The following is a 17,868-nucleotide window of genomic DNA, read 5'->3' on the forward strand; positions in this document are numbered from 1 at the left end:
GAACGAGCCGGCGAACGGCGAAAGACGTCGCCTCTCTGCTCAGCCCCGCTTGTGGTTGCCCTTGGGAAACCGCTCCGCCAGCTCCTTGTACCAGTAGCCGCTCTTCTTGATCGTCCGGACCTGCGTCTCGTAGTCGACATGGACGATGCCGAAGCGCATGCGGTAGCCTTCCGCCCATTCGAAATTGTCCATCAGGCTCCAGGCAAAATAGCCGCGCATCGGATAGCCCTTGGCGATGAGGTCCGCGGTCACGGCCAGATGCTCCGAGAGGTAGTCGAGCCGCGGCTGGTCGTCGACGGTGCCGTTCTCGACGCCCATGTTGTAGCAAGCGCCGTTCTCGGTGATGTAGCAGTCGGGGAACTCGTAGCGGGCATTGAGCGTCTCGACCAGGGTGCCGAGCGCCGGCGCATGGACTTCCCAGCCGATATCCGTCTTCACCTCGCTCACCGGCTCGGCGTTGACCGTTGCCGGGTATTCGGCGCCCGGGTCAGGATCGGCTGAGACGCGCATCGGCGTGTAATAATTGAGCCCCCACCAGTCGAGCGGCTGGGCGATCGTCGCCATGTCGCCGTCCTCGATGAGCGGCATGCGGTCGCCGAGCGCGGAAAGGAATCCCTCCGGATATTCGCCCTTGAAGATCGGGCCGAAGAAGACGCCGTTGTGGAAATCGAAGGCGCGCCCGGCGGCGGCCTTGTCCTCGGCGCTGTCGCTGCCCGGATAGATGGAATGGGCGTTGATGACGATGCCGACCGGCAGGTCCGGCCGCTCCGAGCGGATCGCCGCGACGCCGAGGCCATGGGCGAGGTTGGTGAAATGGAGCGCCGCAAGCGCCGCGTCCATGTGGCGCTCGCCCGGCGCATGGACGCCGTAGAGATGGCCGAGCCAGACCGAGCACCAGGGCTCGTTGAAGGTCGCAACCGCGTCGAGGCGGTCGCCGAGGCGCGCGATCGCCGTCTTCGCATAGCGCTGGTAGGCGTAAGCGGTCGTCCGCGCCGTCCAGCCGCCTTCGCCCATCAGCGCCAGCGGCAGGTCCCAATGATAGAGCGTTGCAAAGGCCTTGATGCCGCGGGCCTTCAGGCCGTCGACGAGGCGGTCGTAGAAGTCGAGCCCCTTCTCGTTGATCGGCCCGGTGCCCTCCGGGATGATCCGCGGCCAGGCGATCGAGAAGCGGTAGGCCTCGACGCCGAGGCTCTCAATGAGGTCCAGATCCTGGTTGAGGCGATTGTAATGGTCGCAGGCGACGTCGCCGTTGTGGCGCCCGAAGACGCGGCCGGGCATGTTGGAGAAGGCGTCCCAGATGGAGGGCTTGCGTCCGTCCGCCTTGCTGGCGCCCTCGATCTGGAAGGATGCAGTGGCCACGCCGAAAACAAAACCGCCGGGAAAGCGCTCTGCGAGTTTTTTGGCTTCGATCATCGTTCAGCCCTTCGTCATCTGGGCAGCCGGCCTAGAGGGTTCGGCTGGATTCATCGCAGGAAGCCGGACGATCGAAGCCCGGCTCTCGTCGAGAGAGTGGCCTAAGACGGCGACGGCGAATGTCAACGAAAAAGGGCGACGCGCGCGCCGCCCTCCCCGGACATATGCCTCCAGGCGTCAGACCTTGATCCAGGCGCCGTTGCGCTGCGAGGATCGCACGCAGGCATCGACGAAGACCATGCCCTTCATACCGTCGTCAATCGTCGGATATGTGACGGCTTCGTCGACCTTTGCGCCGTCGCGCTTGGCGTAGATCGCCCGCGCCGCCTCGCTGTAGATATTGGCGAAGCCTTCGAGATAGCCTTCCGGATGACCGGACGGGATGCGCGACACGCGCGCCGCCGCCGGTGACGCCCCGGCGCCGGCGCGCGTCAGCAGCCGCTTCGGCTCGCCGAAGGGCGTGTACCAGAGGTAGTTCGGCTCCTTCTGTGTCCATTCGAGGCCGCCCTCGGTGCCGTAGACGCGCAGCATCAGCCCGTTCTCGTTGCCGGGCGCCACCTGGCTGCACCAGAGCATGCCCTTGGCGCGCGCCCCGTCCTTTTCCTTGAAGCGCAGCATCACATGGGCATTGTCGTCGAGCTGGCGCCCGCTGACGAAGCTGTCGAGGTCGGCGGAAAGCTCGTCCAGTTCGAGGCCGGAGACGAAGCAGCCGAGATTATAGGCATGCGTCCCGATATCCCCGGTCGAGCCGCCGGCGCCGGAGCGGGCCGGGTCGGTCCGCCACGACGCCTGCTTCTGGCCGGACTGCTCGATATTCTCGGTCAGCCAGTCCTGCGGATATTCCATCTGCACTAGGCGTACGGCGCCGATGTCGCCGTTGGCGATCATCTCGCGCGCCTGCCTGACCATCGGATAGCCGGTGTAATTGTGCGTCAGCACGAAGAGCGCATCGCTCTCGTCGGCCGCCTTCTTGAGCTTCTTCGCGTCGGCGAGCGTCGAGGTCAGCGGCTTGTCGCAGATGACATGGATGCCGCGCTTCAGGAATTCCTTCGCCGCGGCATAGTGGACATGGTTCGGCGTGACGATCGCCACCGCCTCGATGCCATTCTTGAGCTTCGCCTCGCGGATCGCCATTTCCTTGAAATCCGAATAGACGCGCGACGGATCGAGCCCGAGCTCGCGGCCCGAGGCCGCGGCCTTCTCCGGCGTCGACGACAGGGCGCCGGCGACCAGCTCGTAATGGTCGTCGAGCCGCGCGGCGATCCGGTGCACCGCGCCGATGAAGGCGCCGGAGCCCCCGCCCACCATCCCGAGCCGGATGCGCTTCTGCCGAGTTTCCGTGCTGCTTCCCTCAATTGCCATATGGTTTCTCTCCTGAAATCGATCTGGTGCTCGGAGACTAAGGCCCCCTCTGCCCTGCCGGGCATCTCCCCCACAAGGGGGGAGAGAATCGCGGCGCTGCCGCATGCCAAAGCCCCTCCCCCTTGTGGGGAGGGGTTGGGGAGGGGTCTTGCCCTAGATCCCCAACATCCGCCGGTTCGCCGCCTCGTCCGTGCCCGCGCCGGCGAAATCGTCGAAGGCCTTTTCGGTGACGCGGATGATGTGAGCCTTGACGAAATCGGCGCCCTCGCGCGCGCCGTCTTCCGGATGTTTCAGGCAGCATTCCCACTCGACCACGGCCCAGCCGGCAAAATCGTTCGCCGCCATCTTCGAGAACACGGCGCCGAAATCCACCTGGCCGTCGCCGAGCGAGCGGAAGCGTCCGGCGCGGTTCACCCAGTTCTGGTAGCCGCCATAGACACCCTGCCGTCCGGTAGGGTTGAACTCCGCATCCTTGACGTGGAACATCCGGATGCGGTTCCTGTAGATGTCGATGTTATCGAGATAATCGAGGCACTGCAGCACGTAGTGCGAAGGGTCGTAGAGCATGCAGGCGCGGGCGTGATTGCCGGCGCGCTCGAGGAACATCTCGTAGGTGATGCCGTCATGCAGGTCCTCGCCCGGATGGATCTCGTAGCAGACGTCGACGCCGCAATCCTCGGCATGGTCGAGGATCGGCTTCCAGCGGCGGGCAAGCTCGTCGAAGGCGGTTTCCACCAGCCCCGACGGGCGTTGCGGCCAGGGATAGACGAAGGGCCAGGCGAGCGCGCCGGAGAAGCTCGCCATCGCATCGAGGCCGAGATTCTTGGAAGCCGTCAGCGCCAGCTTCACCTGCTCCACCGCCCATTGCTGGCGCGCCTTCGGATTGCCGCGCACTTCCGGCGCCGCGAACCCGTCGAAGGCCTCGTCATAGGCCGGATGCACGGCAACGAGCTGGCCCTGCAGATGCGTCGAGAGCTCGGTGATCTCGACGCCGTTGTCACGCGCCTGGCCGGCGATCTCGTCGCAATAGGCCTTCGATTCCGCCGCCTTCTTGAGGTCGAAGAGCCGGCCGTCCCAGCTCGGCACCTGCACGCCCTTGTAGCCGCAATCGGCTGCCCATCTGGTGATCGAGTCCCAGGAGTTGAACGGCGCCGTATCGTCGGCGAACTGCGCAAGAAAAAGCGCCGGTCCCTTGATCGTCTTCATGCGGATTTCCTCCCTGATGGATCGGTGTCTTCTGATACCGGCCGTCGGCCGACGAAGGATTTTTGCGCGCCTTGCCCCGCAAATTCGCGATGAGTCATATACCTGCAACGTTGCAGGAGCGAGAAGCTAACAGATTCTCCGCGATGGGCAACCACCTTCTGCGGCGTCGCGAAGAGACTTTGCCAATCGCGGCAAACCGGAAGGGTTCGCCGCGCGACGAAACCCGGAGAGGGGCGGGCCATCGCGCGCCGCCCCCTCGCCGGATATTGCCTGCCGTCAGACGTAGCGGTTGACGACGTTTTCCAGGAACTCCTGCCGGCCGGATTTCGGCTGCGGATTGAGGTCGGCCTTCCTGACCCAGGCCTCGATCTCCTCCAGCGAGAAGCCGCCGTCGAGCATCTTCTTCGCCTCCGGCACGTTCCAGCCGGCATAGCGTTTCTCGAGCGGAGCGGAGAGTGCCTTGTCCTCGATCATCTTCGCCGCCGCCTTGAGGCCGCGCGCACAGCAATCCATGCCGCCGATATGGCCGATCAGCAGGTCCTCCGGATCGATCGACTGGCGACGCAGCTTCGCGTCGAAATTGGTGCCGCCGGTCTTGAAGCCGCCGCCGGAAAGCACGTGGTAATAGGCGAGCGCCATTTCCGGAACGTTGTTCGGGAACTGGTCGGTGTCCCAACCGGACTGGTAGTCGTTGCGGTTCATGTCGATCGAGCCGAAGATGCCGAGGGCGTTGGCGAGCGCCAGCTCGTGCTCGAAGGAGTGGCCGGCGAGGATCGCGTGGCCCTGCTCGATATTGACCTTCACCTCGTTTTCGAGCCCGTACTTCCTGAGGAAGCCGTAGACCGTCGCGACGTCGAAATCATACTGGTGCTTGGTCGGCTCCTGCGGCTTCGGCTCGATGAGGATCGCTCCCTTGAAGCCGATCTTGTGCTTGTACTCGACGACGAGATTGACGAAGCGGCCGAGCTGGTCGAGCTCGCGCGTCATGTCGGTGTTGAGCAGCGTCTCATAGCCTTCGCGCCCACCCCAGAGCACGTAGTTCTCGCCGCCGAGCCGCTGCGTCGCGTCGATGCAGGTCTTCACGGTCGCCGCCGCAAAGGCAAAGACGTCCGGATCCGGATTGGTCGCGGCACCGCCCATGTAGCGGCGGTTCGAGAAGAGGTTTGCCGTGCCCCAGAGCAGCTTGACGCCGGTCTTGGCCTGCTTCTCCGCAAAGTAGTCGACGATCTCGTTGAGGTTGCTGGTGTTCTCGGCGAAGTTCCGGCCTTCCGGGCGCACATCCGCGTCGTGGAAGCAGTAGAACGGCACGCCGAGAAGCTGGAAGAATTCGAAGGCGACGTCCGCCTTCAGCTTCGCCGCGTCCATCGTGTCCTTGAACCAGGGGCGCTCGAAGGTCTGCCCGCCGAACGGGTCGCCGCCCGGCCAGACGAAGGTATGCCAATAGGCGACGGCGAAGCGAAGGTGATCCTCCATCCGCTTGCCGAGGACGATCTCGTCCGGATCGTAGTGACGGAAGGCGAGCGGATTGGTGCTCTCCGGCCCCTCATACTTGATCTTGGCGATATCGCCGAAAAAACCCGTGCTCACGGCTGTCTCCTCTCATGGATCTCAGATTGCCGGCACCGTCTCGCGGGCACGGCCGTTTGGTCGAAAGTAATCGATTTCATTTTGGCGTTTCGGGCGCCTGCGGATCGGAAGCGGGTCACATCGTCGCCCCCTTGATGGCCGGATAAAGCCGGCGATAGCGCTGGTAGGCATCCTCATAGGCCGGCACCAGCGAGACCTCCGGCATTATCGTCTCCGCCGTTGCCGGCGCGGTGCAGGTCGCGACCGGGTCGGCGCCGGTGGTCGCGATGAGGCCGAGGCGCGCGGCACCGAAGGCCGCGCCGAAATCGCCGTCGGCCGGCAGGTCGACGGCGAGGTTCAGCGCCGTCCCGATCGACTTCAGCCAGTAGCGCGAGCGGGACCCGCCGCCGATCGCGGTGACGCGTTCGAGCCGCGTGCCGGCGGCACGGAGCGCCTCGAGGCTGTCGCGGATCGCGAAGGCAACGCCTTCGAGCACCGCCTGCGTCAGCACCAGGCGCGAGCTTTCATGGCCGAGACCGGCAAAGACACCGCGGATCGCCGCGTCGTTATGCGGCGTGCGCTCGCCGGAGAGATAGGGAAGGAACGTCACCGGACCCGGCGCCTTCAGCGTTTCGCCGAGTTCGGCGGTCAGGTCCGCAGCGCTTTTGCCGGTAATGCCCGAGTGCCAGTTGAGCGCATCCGTCGCCGAGAGGATCACGCCCATCTGGTGCCAGGTGTCAGGCAGCGCGTGACAGAACGCATGGACGGCGCTTTCCGGATTGGGAAGATAGGTGGCGTTGGCGGCAAACAGCACGCCGGAGGTGCCGAGCGAGACGAAGGCCTGCCCCTCGCCGACCGTGCCCATACCGCAGGCCGAGGCCGCATTGTCGCCGGCGCCGCCGGCGACGACGACGCCGTCAGCCATGCCCCAGCCGCGGGCGAGCTCCGCCCTGAGCGTGCCCGCCCTCTCGGTCCCTTCGACGAGAGCCGGCATCTGCCGTTCGTCGAGATGGGTGGCGGCAAGCAGGCTTTCCGACCATCGGCGCTTGCCCGTATCGAGCCAGGAGGTGCCGGCGGAATCCGACATTTCCGAAATATGCTCGCCGGTCAGCCACAGGCGCAGATAGTCCTTGGGCAGGAGCACCCAGCGCACCCTGGCAAAGATCTCCGGCTCGTTTTCGCGCACCCAGGCGAGCTTCGGCGCGGTGAAGCCGGGAAAGACGATGTTGCCGGTCAGCGCCCGGAATTGCGGATCGCCGTCAAGCGCCGCCGCCTGGCGGAAGCTGCGGGTATCGTTCCAGAGGATGCAGGGCCGAAGCACCGCATCTTCCTGATCGAGCAATGTCGCGCCGTGCATCTGGCCGGAGAGGCCGATGCCGCGAACCGCGGCAAGTGCGCCGGGATGCTCTGCCTTGAGGCCGTTGACCGCCTCTTCCGCCGCGCGGACCCAGTCGGCCGGGTCCTGCTCCGAGCAGCCGGGATGCGGGCGCGAGACCTCGAGCGCGGCGGAAGCGGAACCGATGATCGCCTGCCCGTCATCGATCAGCATCGCCTTGACGCCGGACGTGCCGAGATCCAGTCCGAGATACATGTCGTGCCTCCTATGCCTGCTCGACCGGCAGGTTGTCCTTGAGGAAAATGTCGATGCGGATGCGTTCCTGCGCCGCGATCACGGAAAGCCCGTCGGCCTTGGCTTTCAGGACACGGATCGCGCTCCTGACCTCGTGCCCGGCATTCTGGTTGAGCAGCGCATCGATCGTGCCGGTAACGAGCGCGGCGCGGCTGTGCGGCGTCAGTTCATGCGCGATCGCACAGATCGCCTTGGCCCTGCCGGCCTTTTCGAGCGCCGAGACGAGGCCGCGATTGCCGGCGCCGAGACTGTAGATGCCGGCGAGATCGCGATGCTTGTCGAGGAGCGTGTCGACCAGCGTCTCGACGAGTGCCGGATTGTCCTGCCCCTCGACCACCGGCAGAATCCGGCGCCCGGGGAAATCCTCGCTCATCACCGCGCGGAATCCTTCCAGCCGCTCGCAATGGTCGCGCACCAGCATGGAGCCCGCGAGCACCGCCACCGGTCCCTCGCGCCCGCCGAGGAAGCGTCCCATCAGGCTGCCCGCGGTCCGCCCGGCGGCTATGTTGTCGACGCCGGCGAAATGGTCGCGTTCCGAGCCCGGCAGATCGGAAACCAGCGTGACGACGGCAATGCCGTCTTCGCGAAGCCGCTTCACAGCCTCGGCCACCTCGGGCGCCTCGACGGCGACCACCGCCACGCCGGCGGGCCGTTGCTCGCGCGCGTCGAGAAGCGCTGCGGCGAGCGCCGGCGCGTCGAAGGCCGGAACCGAAAGGATCGTGATATCCGTCCGCTCGGCTGCGGAACGGGCCATCGCCGCCCGCACCTCGGCCTCGAGGCCGCGCATGAACGAGTTTTCGCCGGCGGGCAGAATGAAGATCAGCGGATAGGTGCGCCCCTTGGCGAGATTGGCCGCCGCAACATCGCGAACATAGCCGAGCGCGGCGATCGCCCGTTCCACCTTGTCGCGCGTGACGGACCTGACGCCGGGTCGGTTGTTCAGGACCCTGTCGACGGTCGCCAGGCTGACGCCCGCCTCGGCGGCTATATCGTGGACTGTGGGTCGCATCTCTTCCTCCCGCCAAACCCCTTAGAGGAATTTTTGATGTACGTAAATCAAAAATCCTTGGACGACGGACGTAAGCGGCGAATTCGAGGAAACGCCAGCCGTGCAAGGCGGCTCGGAATCCGTGGCGGGAAGTGTCTGCCGTGCGAGGAGAGGGGACTGAGGCGGTGCCGCGAGTCCCTTCGCCCCGCCTGCGGGGAGAAGGTGGCCGGCAGGCCGGATGAGGGGCCAAAACGCCTGGAGCGGATGCGCTCACATGCGTTCGCGCCACCGCTTTATCTGCTTGTTTTTACCGCATCTGTGCGACGTCAGGTGATTCCACCTGGCTGCGAAATGCTAGTGCCCGCCGCCTTCGGGGCCGGCGCCCTGCGGCTTGCTGATCATCAGCACGCCGAGGATCATCGCCAGGAACAGCGCGGTCAAGAGCACGAACACGTCGCTGAAGGACATGATCGACGCCTGCTGCTGAGCCATTGCCGCCAGTTGCTTGACGGCGGCGGTCGCTCCGTCGAGGCCGTGGGCGGTGAAGTTCGCGGCCATGGTGTCGAGCCGCTCGACCGCCTCCGGGTTCCCCCATTGGACGTGCTCGGCAAGGCGGGCGTAGTGGAAATCCTGGCGCTGCGTCAGGATCGTGTTGATGATCGCGAGACCGACGGCGCCGCCGAGATTGCGGGTGAGGTTGTAGAGGCCCGAGGCATTGCGGATGCGCGCCGGCGGCAGCGTACCGAGCGCGATGTTGTTGATCGGCACCATGCACAGCATCAGCGAGCAGCCACGCAGGATCTGCGGCACGAACAGTTCCCAGAAGTCCCAGTCCGCCGTCAGTTCGCCCATCATCCAGGTGCCTGCGGCAAAGCCGCCGAAACCGATCGTCATCATCACGCGCGGATCGAGACGGCCGGCGAGAAAGCCCGCGACCGGTGCCGTGAGGAACATGGCGAGGCCCGAGACGAACATGGTCTCGCCGATCATCAGCGCATCGTAGCCGCGGATGCGCCCGAGATAGAGCGGGTAGAGATAGGTAAGCCCATAGAGCCCGATGCCCATGACGAAGGAGAACAGCGAGCCGAAGGTGAAGTTGCGATTGGCGAAGGCCTTGAGGTCCACCACCGGAAACTCGACCGTGAACGCCCGATAGAAGAACACGATCGCCGCGAGCGCGGAGGCAACCGCCCCGATGACGATGTGCTCGTCATTGAACCAGTCGTTCGCGTTTCCCTCCTCGAGCACGTATTCGAGCGCTCCGAGAAAGATCGCCATGGAGAACAGGCCCCACCAGTCGAACTTCTTGATGAGCCCGAGTTCCGGCTTGTCGAAGTCGATGAAGGTCCAGGTCAGCGTCGCGACGATGATGCCGGGAATGACGTTGACGAGGAACAGCCAGTGCCAGGAGAAGGCGTGGCTGAGATAGCCGCCGACCGTCGGGCCGATGGTCGGCGCGAGCGTCGCGATGAGGCCGATGATCGGCGAAACGACGTTGCGCTTCGACGGCGGAAAGATCGTGAAGGCGGCGGCGAAGACCGACGGAATCATGCCGCCGCCGATGAAGCCCTGGATCGCCCGGTAGACGATCATCTGGTCGATATTGGTGGCAGTGGCGGCAAGCGCGCTGGAGGCGGTGAAGCCGGCGGCCGCGACGGAAAAGAGCACCCGGGTGGAGACGATGCGTGCAAGCGTCCCCGAGAGCGGGATCATGATGACCTCGGCGATCAGATAGGCGGTCTGCACCCAGGGGATCTCGTCCGATCCGGCAGACAGGCCCGCCTGGATCTCGGCAAGCGAGGCCGAGACGATCTGGATGTCGAGGATCGCCATGAACATGCCGACGACCATCGCGAAGAAGGCGATGAGCCGGCGCGGGTCCATCCGCTCTTCGGTGTGGGAGGAGCTCGGCGCGATTGCGCCCGCCGTTGCCGTTGCGGCCATGTCCGCCACTCCTGATCGCCCGAGGCGGGTCCTGTTACTGCGCCGCGGCGAGCGTCGACTGTTCCGGTGCGGTGCGGGTGTCGACGTCGACGACGACGCTCAAGCCGGCCCTCAGATGCCCTTCCGCCAGTACCTTCGGCGGAAGCGTGATGCGGACCGGCACGCGCTGCGTGACCTTGGTGAAGTTGCCGGTGGCGTTTTCCGCCGGCAGCAGCGAGAAGACCGAGCCGGAGGCCGGCGCGATCGATGCGACGGTGCCTTCGATCGGATGATCCTCATAGGCATCGACATGGATCTGGACCTTGGAGCCTGGAACCAGATGCGCGATCTGCGTCTCCTTGAAATTGGCGTCGATGTAGAGCTGGCTGACCGGCACGAGGGCGGCAAGGCGCTGGCCGGGCGATACGAGATCGCCGACCTGGACCGCGACATTGCCGATGACGCCGTCATAGGGCGCCCGCAGCACCGTGAAGCCGAGATCGCGGTTCGCCTTGTCGCGCGCAAGCTCGAGCGAGCGGATCGCGCTCTCCGCCTCCGTCCGTTGCGCCTCCAGCACGGTGATGTTCGACCGGGCCGCGGCGATGTTGGCCTCGGCGCCGGCGAGGTTCGCGCGCGCCTGGTCGAGCGCCACCTCAGCGCTGTCGCGCGAGGCGTCCGTGCCGAAGGCCTTCGACTGAAGGTCGCTGGCGCGCTTCTGCGTGAGCTCCGCACCGCGGACGGTCGCCTCATAGGCCTCCTTCTGCGCCTCGGCCTGGGTGAGGCTCGCCTTCGCCCCGGCGATCTGCGCGTCGAAGCGGCTGAGCGCCAGCTTCTGCGTGGCGATCTGTGCCTCCGCCTGTTCGGCCGCGATGCGATAGTCGCCGTCCTCGAGGGTGACGAGCGGGTCGCCGGCCTTCACCTGCTGGTTGGCGACGACGTCGACCTTGGCGACATAGCCCGAGACCTTCGGCGAGATGGTGGCGATGTCGCCCTCGATATAAGCGTCGTCGGTCGACACCATGAACCGGCCGTTGGTCCACCAGTCGTAGCCGTACCAGCCGGCGGCACTCAGGAGCGCCAGCCCGAGAACGGGAAGGATCGGCTTGCGGCGCTTCTTCTGCGGGGCGGCGACGTCCGCCGCCGCAGGTTCCGCAACCGCGGGTGCCTCGTCCGTCGGGCTTCTCGCTTCCGTCCTTGGAACGTCCACGACTTCGAAGTCGTTATCGACAGGACGGACACGAGCGGCGCTGGAGGTGCTGGTGTGGGACATGGGATACCGTTTCGGGTTAAATTAGTAGATTGAACTGAACCGTTCGGTTCGATTGCCCTTGACGTAATCCCTTTTGCGTCGCATATCAAGAGGCAATCGAACCGGTCAGTTCGATTTGTCGATCACGATCATGATTTGATCGAACAAGGGGATTAACGCGGCCCCTCCCCTCGCGCCCCCTTGCTTTTTGTTAAAATCGATCGCGTTTATGATCCGGAGGGTAGGCTTCCTTTGATGCGATCAAAGAGTGGAAATGTCCGGGCGGCCATGACGTCAGTGAAAAGCGCGGCGCAGGAAAAGACCCTGCAGGATCAGGAGCAGCATTCCTCTGGCGGACGGCGCGCCGCCGGTGAGGATCCGGTGAAGCGCGAGCAGATCCTCGAGGGCGCCAAGCGCGTCTTCATGCGCAGCAATTTCGATGCGGCCAGCATGAACGACATCACGCGTGAGGCCGGCGTGTCGAAGGGCACCCTCTACGTCTATTTCGAGAACAAGGAAGACCTGTTCGAGGCGCTCATCGCCCGCGAGCGCAACCGCATCGTCAGCAGCATCAAGCAGTCGCTGAACGACGTCGAGCCGATCGAGGAAGCACTTCACGATTTCGCCGTCACGCTCGTGACCAGTATCACCTCCGACTACACGATCCGCGCCATGCGCACCGTGCTCGGCGTGATCGACCGCATGCCGAAGCTCGCGCAACGGTTTTTCCTGGCGACGCCGGAAAACGGCTACACGGTGCTCAAGGCCTATCTCGAGCAACGGGTGGCGGCAGGCACGCTCTCGATCGAGGATACGGAACTGGCGGCGAAGCAATTCATCGAGCTCTGCATGGCCGGGCTCTTCAAGGGCCGGCTGTTCGGCATGTGCGACGCGGTGCCGGCCGCACAGATCGAAAAGAACGTGCGCTCCGCCATCCGCGTCTTCATGGCCGCCTACGGGCCCGCGCGCTGAATCGGAACCGACGGCGTGGCGGTACCCCCGCCGCGTCGGAACTCCTGACGCCGGGAAAGCCCGAGGATCCACGTGCAGGAATTCGGCGATGCGCAGCGCTATGTCTCTGTAATCGAGCAACGGCGATCAAACGCGTCCGCCTCGAAGCTCGTATCAGCTGGTTCGCCACCACGGGAGTACGGAATGAGTGCCATCGGACGCGCGATCTGGTTCATTGAAAGCCATTTCGCCAGAGATATTTCGCTGGAGCAGATTGCCGATGCCGCCGGGCTGTCGCGCTATCATTTGTCGCGCGTCTTCGGCCTTGCGACCGGTCGTTCGATCAGCGCCTATATTCGCGGGCGCCGACTGAGCGGGGCGGCACTCCTCCTCGCCGACGGCGACTCGACCATTCTCGAGGTGGCCCTCGATGCCGGCTACGGCTCGCACGAGGCCTTCACCCGTGCCTTTCGCGAGCAATTCGGCGTGACGCCGGACTCCATCCGCAAGCAAGGGCATGTTCGCAACATCGAGCTGATGGAGCCCATCAGAATGGACGACACGCGCAACCTGAAAATCGACCCGCCCCGTTTCGAGGACGGCCCCGCGCTCCTGCTTGCCGGGCTTGAGGAGACCTACGCCTATAATCGCACGGAGGGCATCCCCTCCCTCTGGCAGCGCTTCAACACCCACTTCGGCAATATTCCGGGCCAACGCGGCGACGTCGCCTACGGCGTCTGCAGCCAGGCGGATGCGGCAGCCGGGAGCTTCCGATACATGGCCGCCGTCGAAGTCGAGGATGCGGATTCGCTGCCGAACGGATTTTCGACGTTGAAGCTGCCGAAGCAGCGCTACGCGGTGTTCCTGCACCGAGGCCATATCTCGGCGATTTCCGTGACGGCGCAGCACATCTTCGGATCGTGGCTTCCGCAATCCGGCCTCGAGCACGGCCAGACGCCCGACCTCATCGAGCGCTACGACGACCGGTTCGACCCGGAGTCGGGGATGGGCGTCGTCGAGCTGTGGATCCCCATAAAAGAGTGACGCTCGACGCCGCAACGCCGCCGCGAAAGATGCGGCGGCGCTTGCGACTTTCACAACTATCCCTAAATACTGCGGCGATCTTGCGCGACGACGCGCCCGGAGCGAATCCCCGCTCTGTTTACGGTTTAGGAAAGGAAAAGATCGCCGATGCAGGAAATCCTCACGCTTGCCCAAAGCCCCGAGGCTTGGATCGCCCTGATCACCCTCGTCGTCATGGAAGTCGTGCTCGGCATCGACAACCTGATCTTCATTTCGATCCTCACCAACAAACTGCCTGCCGAACATCGCGTCGGCGCCCGCCGCATCGGCATCGGCCTCGCGCTGATCATGCGCCTGGCGCTGCTCGGCACCATCGCCTGGATCGTGCAGCTGACCCAGCCGGTCTTCGAGGCCTTCGGCCATGGCTTTTCCTGGAAGGACATGATCTTGATTGCCGGCGGCCTCTTCCTCGTCTGGAAGGCGACGAAGGAAATCCATCACAATGTCGATCCCGCCGATCACGAAGGGGATTTTCTCGCGAGTTCGGCGATCAGCGGTTTCACCGCCGCCATCGGCCAGATCCTGCTGCTCGACCTCGTCTTCTCCGTCGACAGCATCATCACCGCCGTCGGCATGACGCCGCACCTGCCGATCATGGTCGCTGCGGTCGTGATTGCCGTCACCGTCATGCTGGTCGCGGCGACCCCGCTTGCCAATTTCATCGAGCGCAACCCGACAATCGTGATGCTGGCACTCGCCTTCCTCCTGATGATCGGCACGACGCTGATCGCCGAAGGCATGGGCTTCCACGTGCCGAAGGGCTACGTCTATGCCGCGATGGCCTTCTCGGCCCTGGTGGAGGGGCTCAACATGATGGCCCGCAACGCGCGCCTGAAGAGGCAGCGGGCAAAGAAGCTGCATTGAGTTGGCACCCGGCTCGGTCCGGCTCGCCGAAAGGCCCGCATTCGCCGGAATGCGGGCCTCTGCTGCGGGAGGCAGGCGAGGATGCGAGGCCCGGACGGGTCAGGAGCTCGGCTGCCGTTTCGTTGGCCGCGGGAAGAAACCGGAAAAATCCCCGCGTTCTCCATGTCCGTCGCGTCCGGTTGTCACGAGCCGCATCCTCGGACCGGATAACGCGCCGCCCGCCGCGAGCGTTCCAAGGCGCAACCGCATCCCGATGCTTCGGCAAAGGCGCGTCTCTTCCGCTTTCCGTTGACATGCGGGGCTTTCTATGGTCTCACCCCTGCCGACTGGAATTGCCCGCCGATACCGCTGAAGCGGCGCCCTTGCGGGCCTTTCCTTCCCATAAAATGCGCGCCCGTATGCTGGAGGGCAGTCCGGCAAGGGCCCCAAAGCACGTCAAGACGGGCAACGAACCATGGCAGATTCTGCAGTCCGGGTGCGTATCGCACCTTCCCCCACCGGCGAACCGCATGTCGGCACCGCCTATATCGCGTTGTTCAACTATCTCTTCGCCAGGAAGCACGGCGGCGAATTCATCCTGCGCATCGAGGATACCGACGCGACGCGCTCGACGCCGGAATTCGAGAAGAAGGTGCTCGACGCGCTGAAGTGGTGCGGACTGAAATGGTCCGAAGGCCCCGACATCGGCGGCCCCTACGGGCCCTATCGCCAGAGCGACCGCAAGGACATCTACAAGCCCTTTGTCGAGAAGATCGTCGAGAACGGCCACGGCTTCCGCTGCTTCTGCACGCCCGAGCGGCTGGAACAGATGCGCGAGGCGCAGCGCGCCGCCGGCAAGCCGCCGAAATATGACGGGCTGTGCCTGAGCCTCTCCGCCGAGGAAGTGACGTCGCGCGCCGCCGCCGGCGAGCCGCATGTGGTGCGGATGAAGATCCCGACCGAGGGCTCGTGCAAGTTCCACGACGGCGTCTATGGCGATGTCGAGATCCCGTGGGAAGCGGTCGACATGCAGGTGCTCCTGAAGGCCGACGGCATGCCGACCTACCACATGGCGAACGTCGTCGACGACCACCTGATGAAGATCACCCATGTCGCGCGCGGCGAGGAATGGCTCGCCTCCGTGCCGAAGCACATCCTGATCTACCAGTATCTCGGCCTCGAGCCGCCGAAGTTCATGCACCTGTCGCTGATGCGCAATGCCGACAAGTCGAAACTGTCGAAGCGCAAGAACCCGACCTCGATCTCCTATTACACGGCGCTCGGCTACCTGCCGGAAGCGCTGATGAATTTCCTCGGCCTGTTCTTCATCCAGATCGCCGAGGGCGAGGAGCTCCTGACGATGGACGAGCTCGCGGAAAAGTTCGATCCGGAGAACCTGTCGAAGGCCGGCGCCATCTTCGACATCCAGAAGCTCGACTGGCTGAACGCCCGCTGGATCCGCGAGAAGCTTTCGGAAGACGAATTCGCCGCACGCGTCATCGCCTGGGCGTCGGAGAACGACCGCCTCAAGGAGGGCCTCAAGCTCTCGCAGTCGCGCATCTCGAAGCTCGGCGAACTTCCGGACCTCGGCGCCTTCCTCTTCAAGTCGGACCTGGGCCTGCAGCCCGCCGCCTTCGCCGGGGTGAAGGCATCTCCCGAGGAGATGCTCGAGATCCTCAACACCGTTCAGCCGGATCTCGAAAAGATCTTCGAGTGGAACAAGGAATCGATCGAAGCGGAGTTGCGCGCAAGCGCCGAGCGGATGGGCAGGAAGCTGAAAGCCGTCGTCGGCCCGCTCTTCGTTGCCGTCTCCGGCTCGCAGCGCTCGCTGCCGCTGTTCGATTCGATGGAACTGCTCGGCCGCTCCGTCGTGCGCCAGCGGCTGAAGGTGGCCGCGCAGGTGGTCGCCTCCATGGTTGGCAGCGGAAAGTAAGGACGATACCGATGAACGAGAAGACAACCACCGCCGGCCTTTCCTCCGACGCGACGGAAGTGCGCGCCCAGAAGCTCGACCTCCTGCGCGAGCAGATCGGCGACGTCTATCCCGCGCATTTCCACCGCACGATCACCAATGCCGAACTCGCCGAGAAATACGCCGGGCTCGAGCCGGATACCGACAGCGGCGAGACCGTGACGGTTGCCGGCCGCGTGCATTCCTCGCGCAATTCCGGCATGTTCATGGACATCCATGACGCCTCCGGCAAGATCCAGATCTTCTCGCACAAGGACACGACGCCGGAAGAGGCACGCGCGCTCCTGCCGATGATCGACCTCGGCGACATCATCGGCGTCACCGGCGAGGTGCGCCGCACCAAGCGCGGCGAACTGACCGTGAACGCCAAGGCAATCACCATGCTCTGCAAGTCGCTCCTGCCGATGCCGGAGAAGTATCACGGGCTTGCCGACGTCGAGACGCGCTATCGCAAGCGCTATCTCGACATCATGGTCAACGAGGAATCGAAGCTGCGCTTCCAGCAGCGGAGCCGCATCGTCTCCGGCATTCGCCGCTTCCTCGAGGACGAAGGCTTCATGGAGGTGGAAACGCCGATGCTGCAGCCGATCTACGGCGGCGCTACGGCCGAACCCTTCAAGACCCATCACAACACGCTGAAGCTCGACATGTACCTGCGCATCGCGCCCGAGCTTTATTTGAAGCGGGTACTGGTGTCGGGCCTCACCGACAAGGTCTTCGAGATCAACCGCAACTTCCGCAACGAAGGCGTCTCCACCCGGCACAACCCTGAATTCACTATGATGGAGTGCTACTGGGCCTATGCCGACTACGAGGACATGATGGGCCTCGTCGAACGCATGTTCGAGAGCCTGGCGCAGGCGGTCCACGGCAAGACCGAGTTCGAGTTCGGCGACAAGCAGCTCTCCTTCAAGGGCCCGTTCCCGCGCGTCTCGATGCCGGCCGCCGTCAAGGCGGCGATCGGGGTCGATTTCCTGGCGATCAAGACGGACGAGGAAGCCCGCGAGGCCGCCCGCAATGCCGGCATCGAGGTCGAGAAGGACATGACCTGGGGCGAAGTCCTCGCCTTCATCTTCGAGGAGAAGGTCGAGGCGACGCTGATCCAGCCCGCCCACGTCATCCATTTCCCGAAAGACATCTCGCCCTTCGCCAAGGAGGTCCCCGGTGAGCCGCGGCTCGTCGAGCGCTTCGAGACCTATTGCAACGGCTGGGAGATCGGCAACGCCTTTTCCGAGCTTAACGACCCGGTCGAGCAGCGCGCCCGCATGGTCGAGCAAATGGAGCAGGCCCACGCCCGCGGCGAGAAGGAAAAGACGCTGGACGAGGACTTCCTCGACGCCATGGACCAGGGCATGCCGCCCGCCGGCGGCCTCGGCATCGGCGTCGACCGGCTGATCATGCTCCTCACCAACTCGCCGTCGATCCGCGACGTCATCCTCTTCCCGGCGCGGCGCCACAAGGCTGATTGAGCCGACGGACAGGGCCGCACGCACTTGTCCGCCCCTCCGCGTGAAATTCACCCCTCCCCGCAAGGGAGGGGCTGCTTGGCCGCTCCCTATTCGCCTCACATTGGAGGTTTGCGCCAGGCGCAAGGGGTGGATTTGACAGGCGACCGCAGCACGCATCTAAAGCATTTTGCAATCAGTTGGAGTCACCTGACGTCGCACGAAAGGGGCAAGACA

At 64.7% G+C, this 17,868-nt stretch carries 13 protein-coding genes; 5 read left to right on the forward strand and 8 right to left on the reverse strand.

Features of this window, described 5'->3' with window-relative positions; genetic code table 11:
- Positions 1-39: 39 nt before the first annotated feature.
- The 8 genes from ATB98_RS25460 to ATB98_RS25495 all read right to left on the reverse strand — a co-directional run bounded on the left by ATB98_RS25460 (position 40) and on the right by ATB98_RS25495 (position 11,358).
- The gene (locus tag ATB98_RS25460; protein WP_066878795.1) at positions 40-1,413 is read right to left on the reverse strand and encodes a GH1 family beta-glucosidase; all 1,374 of its coding nucleotides are present in this window, start codon (positions 1,411-1,413) and stop codon (positions 40-42) included.
- A gap of 177 nt (positions 1,414-1,590) precedes the next feature.
- Positions 1,591-2,775, reverse strand: a complete 1,185-nt coding sequence (locus ATB98_RS25465; RefSeq protein ID WP_066878797.1) for a Gfo/Idh/MocA family protein — start codon at positions 2,773-2,775, stop codon at positions 1,591-1,593.
- A 153-nt stretch (positions 2,776-2,928) separates the two neighbouring features.
- Complete coding sequence (locus ATB98_RS25470; protein ID WP_066878800.1) at positions 2,929-3,981, reverse strand: sugar phosphate isomerase/epimerase family protein; 1,053 nt, start codon at positions 3,979-3,981, stop codon at positions 2,929-2,931.
- Between the two features lie 276 nt (positions 3,982-4,257).
- On the reverse strand, positions 4,258-5,568 hold the full coding sequence (xylA, locus tag ATB98_RS25475) for a xylose isomerase (RefSeq protein WP_066878802.1): 1,311 nt from the start codon (positions 5,566-5,568) through the stop codon (positions 4,258-4,260).
- A 115-nt stretch (positions 5,569-5,683) separates the two neighbouring features.
- Positions 5,684-7,138 carry a xylulokinase gene (gene xylB / locus ATB98_RS25480; RefSeq protein ID WP_066878804.1) on the reverse strand — a complete coding sequence of 485 codons (1,455 nt, stop codon included), beginning with the start codon at positions 7,136-7,138 and terminating at the stop codon, positions 5,684-5,686.
- A 10-nt stretch (positions 7,139-7,148) separates the two neighbouring features.
- Positions 7,149-8,186 (reverse strand): LacI family DNA-binding transcriptional regulator, encoded by a 1,038-nt coding sequence (locus tag ATB98_RS25485; RefSeq protein WP_066878807.1) that lies wholly within the window; start codon positions 8,184-8,186, stop codon positions 7,149-7,151.
- A 333-nt stretch (positions 8,187-8,519) separates the two neighbouring features.
- Positions 8,520-10,109 (reverse strand): DHA2 family efflux MFS transporter permease subunit, encoded by a 1,590-nt coding sequence (locus ATB98_RS25490; protein ID WP_066878809.1) that lies wholly within the window; start codon positions 10,107-10,109, stop codon positions 8,520-8,522.
- Between the two features lie 34 nt (positions 10,110-10,143).
- Positions 10,144-11,358 carry an HlyD family secretion protein gene (locus ATB98_RS25495; RefSeq protein ID WP_066878812.1) on the reverse strand — a complete coding sequence of 405 codons (1,215 nt, stop codon included), beginning with the start codon at positions 11,356-11,358 and terminating at the stop codon, positions 10,144-10,146.
- A 267-nt stretch (positions 11,359-11,625) separates the two neighbouring features.
- On the opposite strand from ATB98_RS25495, the gene ATB98_RS25500 reads away from it, so the two are divergent.
- The 5 genes from ATB98_RS25500 to lysS all read left to right on the forward strand — a co-directional run bounded on the left by ATB98_RS25500 (position 11,626) and on the right by lysS (position 17,655).
- Positions 11,626-12,309 (forward strand): TetR/AcrR family transcriptional regulator, encoded by a 684-nt coding sequence (locus ATB98_RS25500; RefSeq protein WP_066878814.1) that lies wholly within the window; start codon positions 11,626-11,628, stop codon positions 12,307-12,309.
- A 183-nt stretch (positions 12,310-12,492) separates the two neighbouring features.
- Entirely contained in the window at positions 12,493-13,332 is an 840-nt protein-coding gene (locus tag ATB98_RS25505) for an AraC family transcriptional regulator (RefSeq protein WP_066878816.1), read from the forward strand.
- A 147-nt stretch (positions 13,333-13,479) separates the two neighbouring features.
- On the forward strand, positions 13,480-14,235 hold the full coding sequence (locus ATB98_RS25510; RefSeq protein WP_066878817.1) for a TerC family protein: 756 nt from the start codon (positions 13,480-13,482) through the stop codon (positions 14,233-14,235).
- A 454-nt stretch (positions 14,236-14,689) separates the two neighbouring features.
- Positions 14,690-16,147, forward strand: a complete 1,458-nt coding sequence (gltX, locus tag ATB98_RS25515; protein WP_066878819.1) for a glutamate--tRNA ligase — start codon at positions 14,690-14,692, stop codon at positions 16,145-16,147.
- 11 nt (positions 16,148-16,158) lie between these two features.
- A complete protein-coding gene (gene lysS / locus ATB98_RS25520; RefSeq protein WP_066878821.1) occupies positions 16,159-17,655 on the forward strand; it encodes a lysine--tRNA ligase in 1,497 nt (498 codons plus the stop codon).
- Positions 17,656-17,868 lie beyond the last annotated feature (213 nt).

Origin of the sequence: Sinorhizobium saheli, from assembly GCF_001651875.1 — a bacterium.
GTDB classification, from domain to species: Bacteria; Pseudomonadota; Alphaproteobacteria; order Rhizobiales; family Rhizobiaceae; genus Sinorhizobium; species Sinorhizobium saheli.

Bases quoted from the DNA above. Each gene is read 5' to 3' on its own strand.
- ATB98_RS25460 (WP_066878795.1), bottom strand. From the start codon at position 1,413: ATGATCGAAGCCAAAAAACTCGCAGAGCGCTTTCCCGGCGGTTTTGTT.
- ATB98_RS25465 (WP_066878797.1), bottom strand. From the start codon at position 2,775: ATGGCAATTGAGGGAAGCAGCACGGAAACTCGGCAGAAGCGCATCCGG.
- ATB98_RS25470 (WP_066878800.1), bottom strand. From the start codon at position 3,981: ATGAAGACGATCAAGGGACCGGCGCTTTTTCTTGCGCAGTTCGCCGAC.
- xylB (WP_066878804.1), bottom strand. From the start codon at position 7,138: ATGTATCTCGGACTGGATCTCGGCACGTCCGGCGTCAAGGCGATGCTG.
- ATB98_RS25485 (WP_066878807.1), bottom strand. From the start codon at position 8,186: ATGCGACCCACAGTCCACGATATAGCCGCCGAGGCGGGCGTCAGCCTG.
- ATB98_RS25490 (WP_066878809.1), bottom strand. From the start codon at position 10,109: ATGGCCGCAACGGCAACGGCGGGCGCAATCGCGCCGAGCTCCTCCCAC.
- ATB98_RS25495 (WP_066878812.1), bottom strand. From the start codon at position 11,358: ATGTCCCACACCAGCACCTCCAGCGCCGCTCGTGTCCGTCCTGTCGAT.
- ATB98_RS25500 (WP_066878814.1), top strand. From the start codon at position 11,626: ATGACGTCAGTGAAAAGCGCGGCGCAGGAAAAGACCCTGCAGGATCAG.
- ATB98_RS25505 (WP_066878816.1), top strand. From the start codon at position 12,493: ATGAGTGCCATCGGACGCGCGATCTGGTTCATTGAAAGCCATTTCGCC.
- ATB98_RS25510 (WP_066878817.1), top strand. From the start codon at position 13,480: ATGCAGGAAATCCTCACGCTTGCCCAAAGCCCCGAGGCTTGGATCGCC.
- gltX (WP_066878819.1), top strand. From the start codon at position 14,690: ATGGCAGATTCTGCAGTCCGGGTGCGTATCGCACCTTCCCCCACCGGC.
- lysS (WP_066878821.1), top strand. From the start codon at position 16,159: ATGAACGAGAAGACAACCACCGCCGGCCTTTCCTCCGACGCGACGGAA.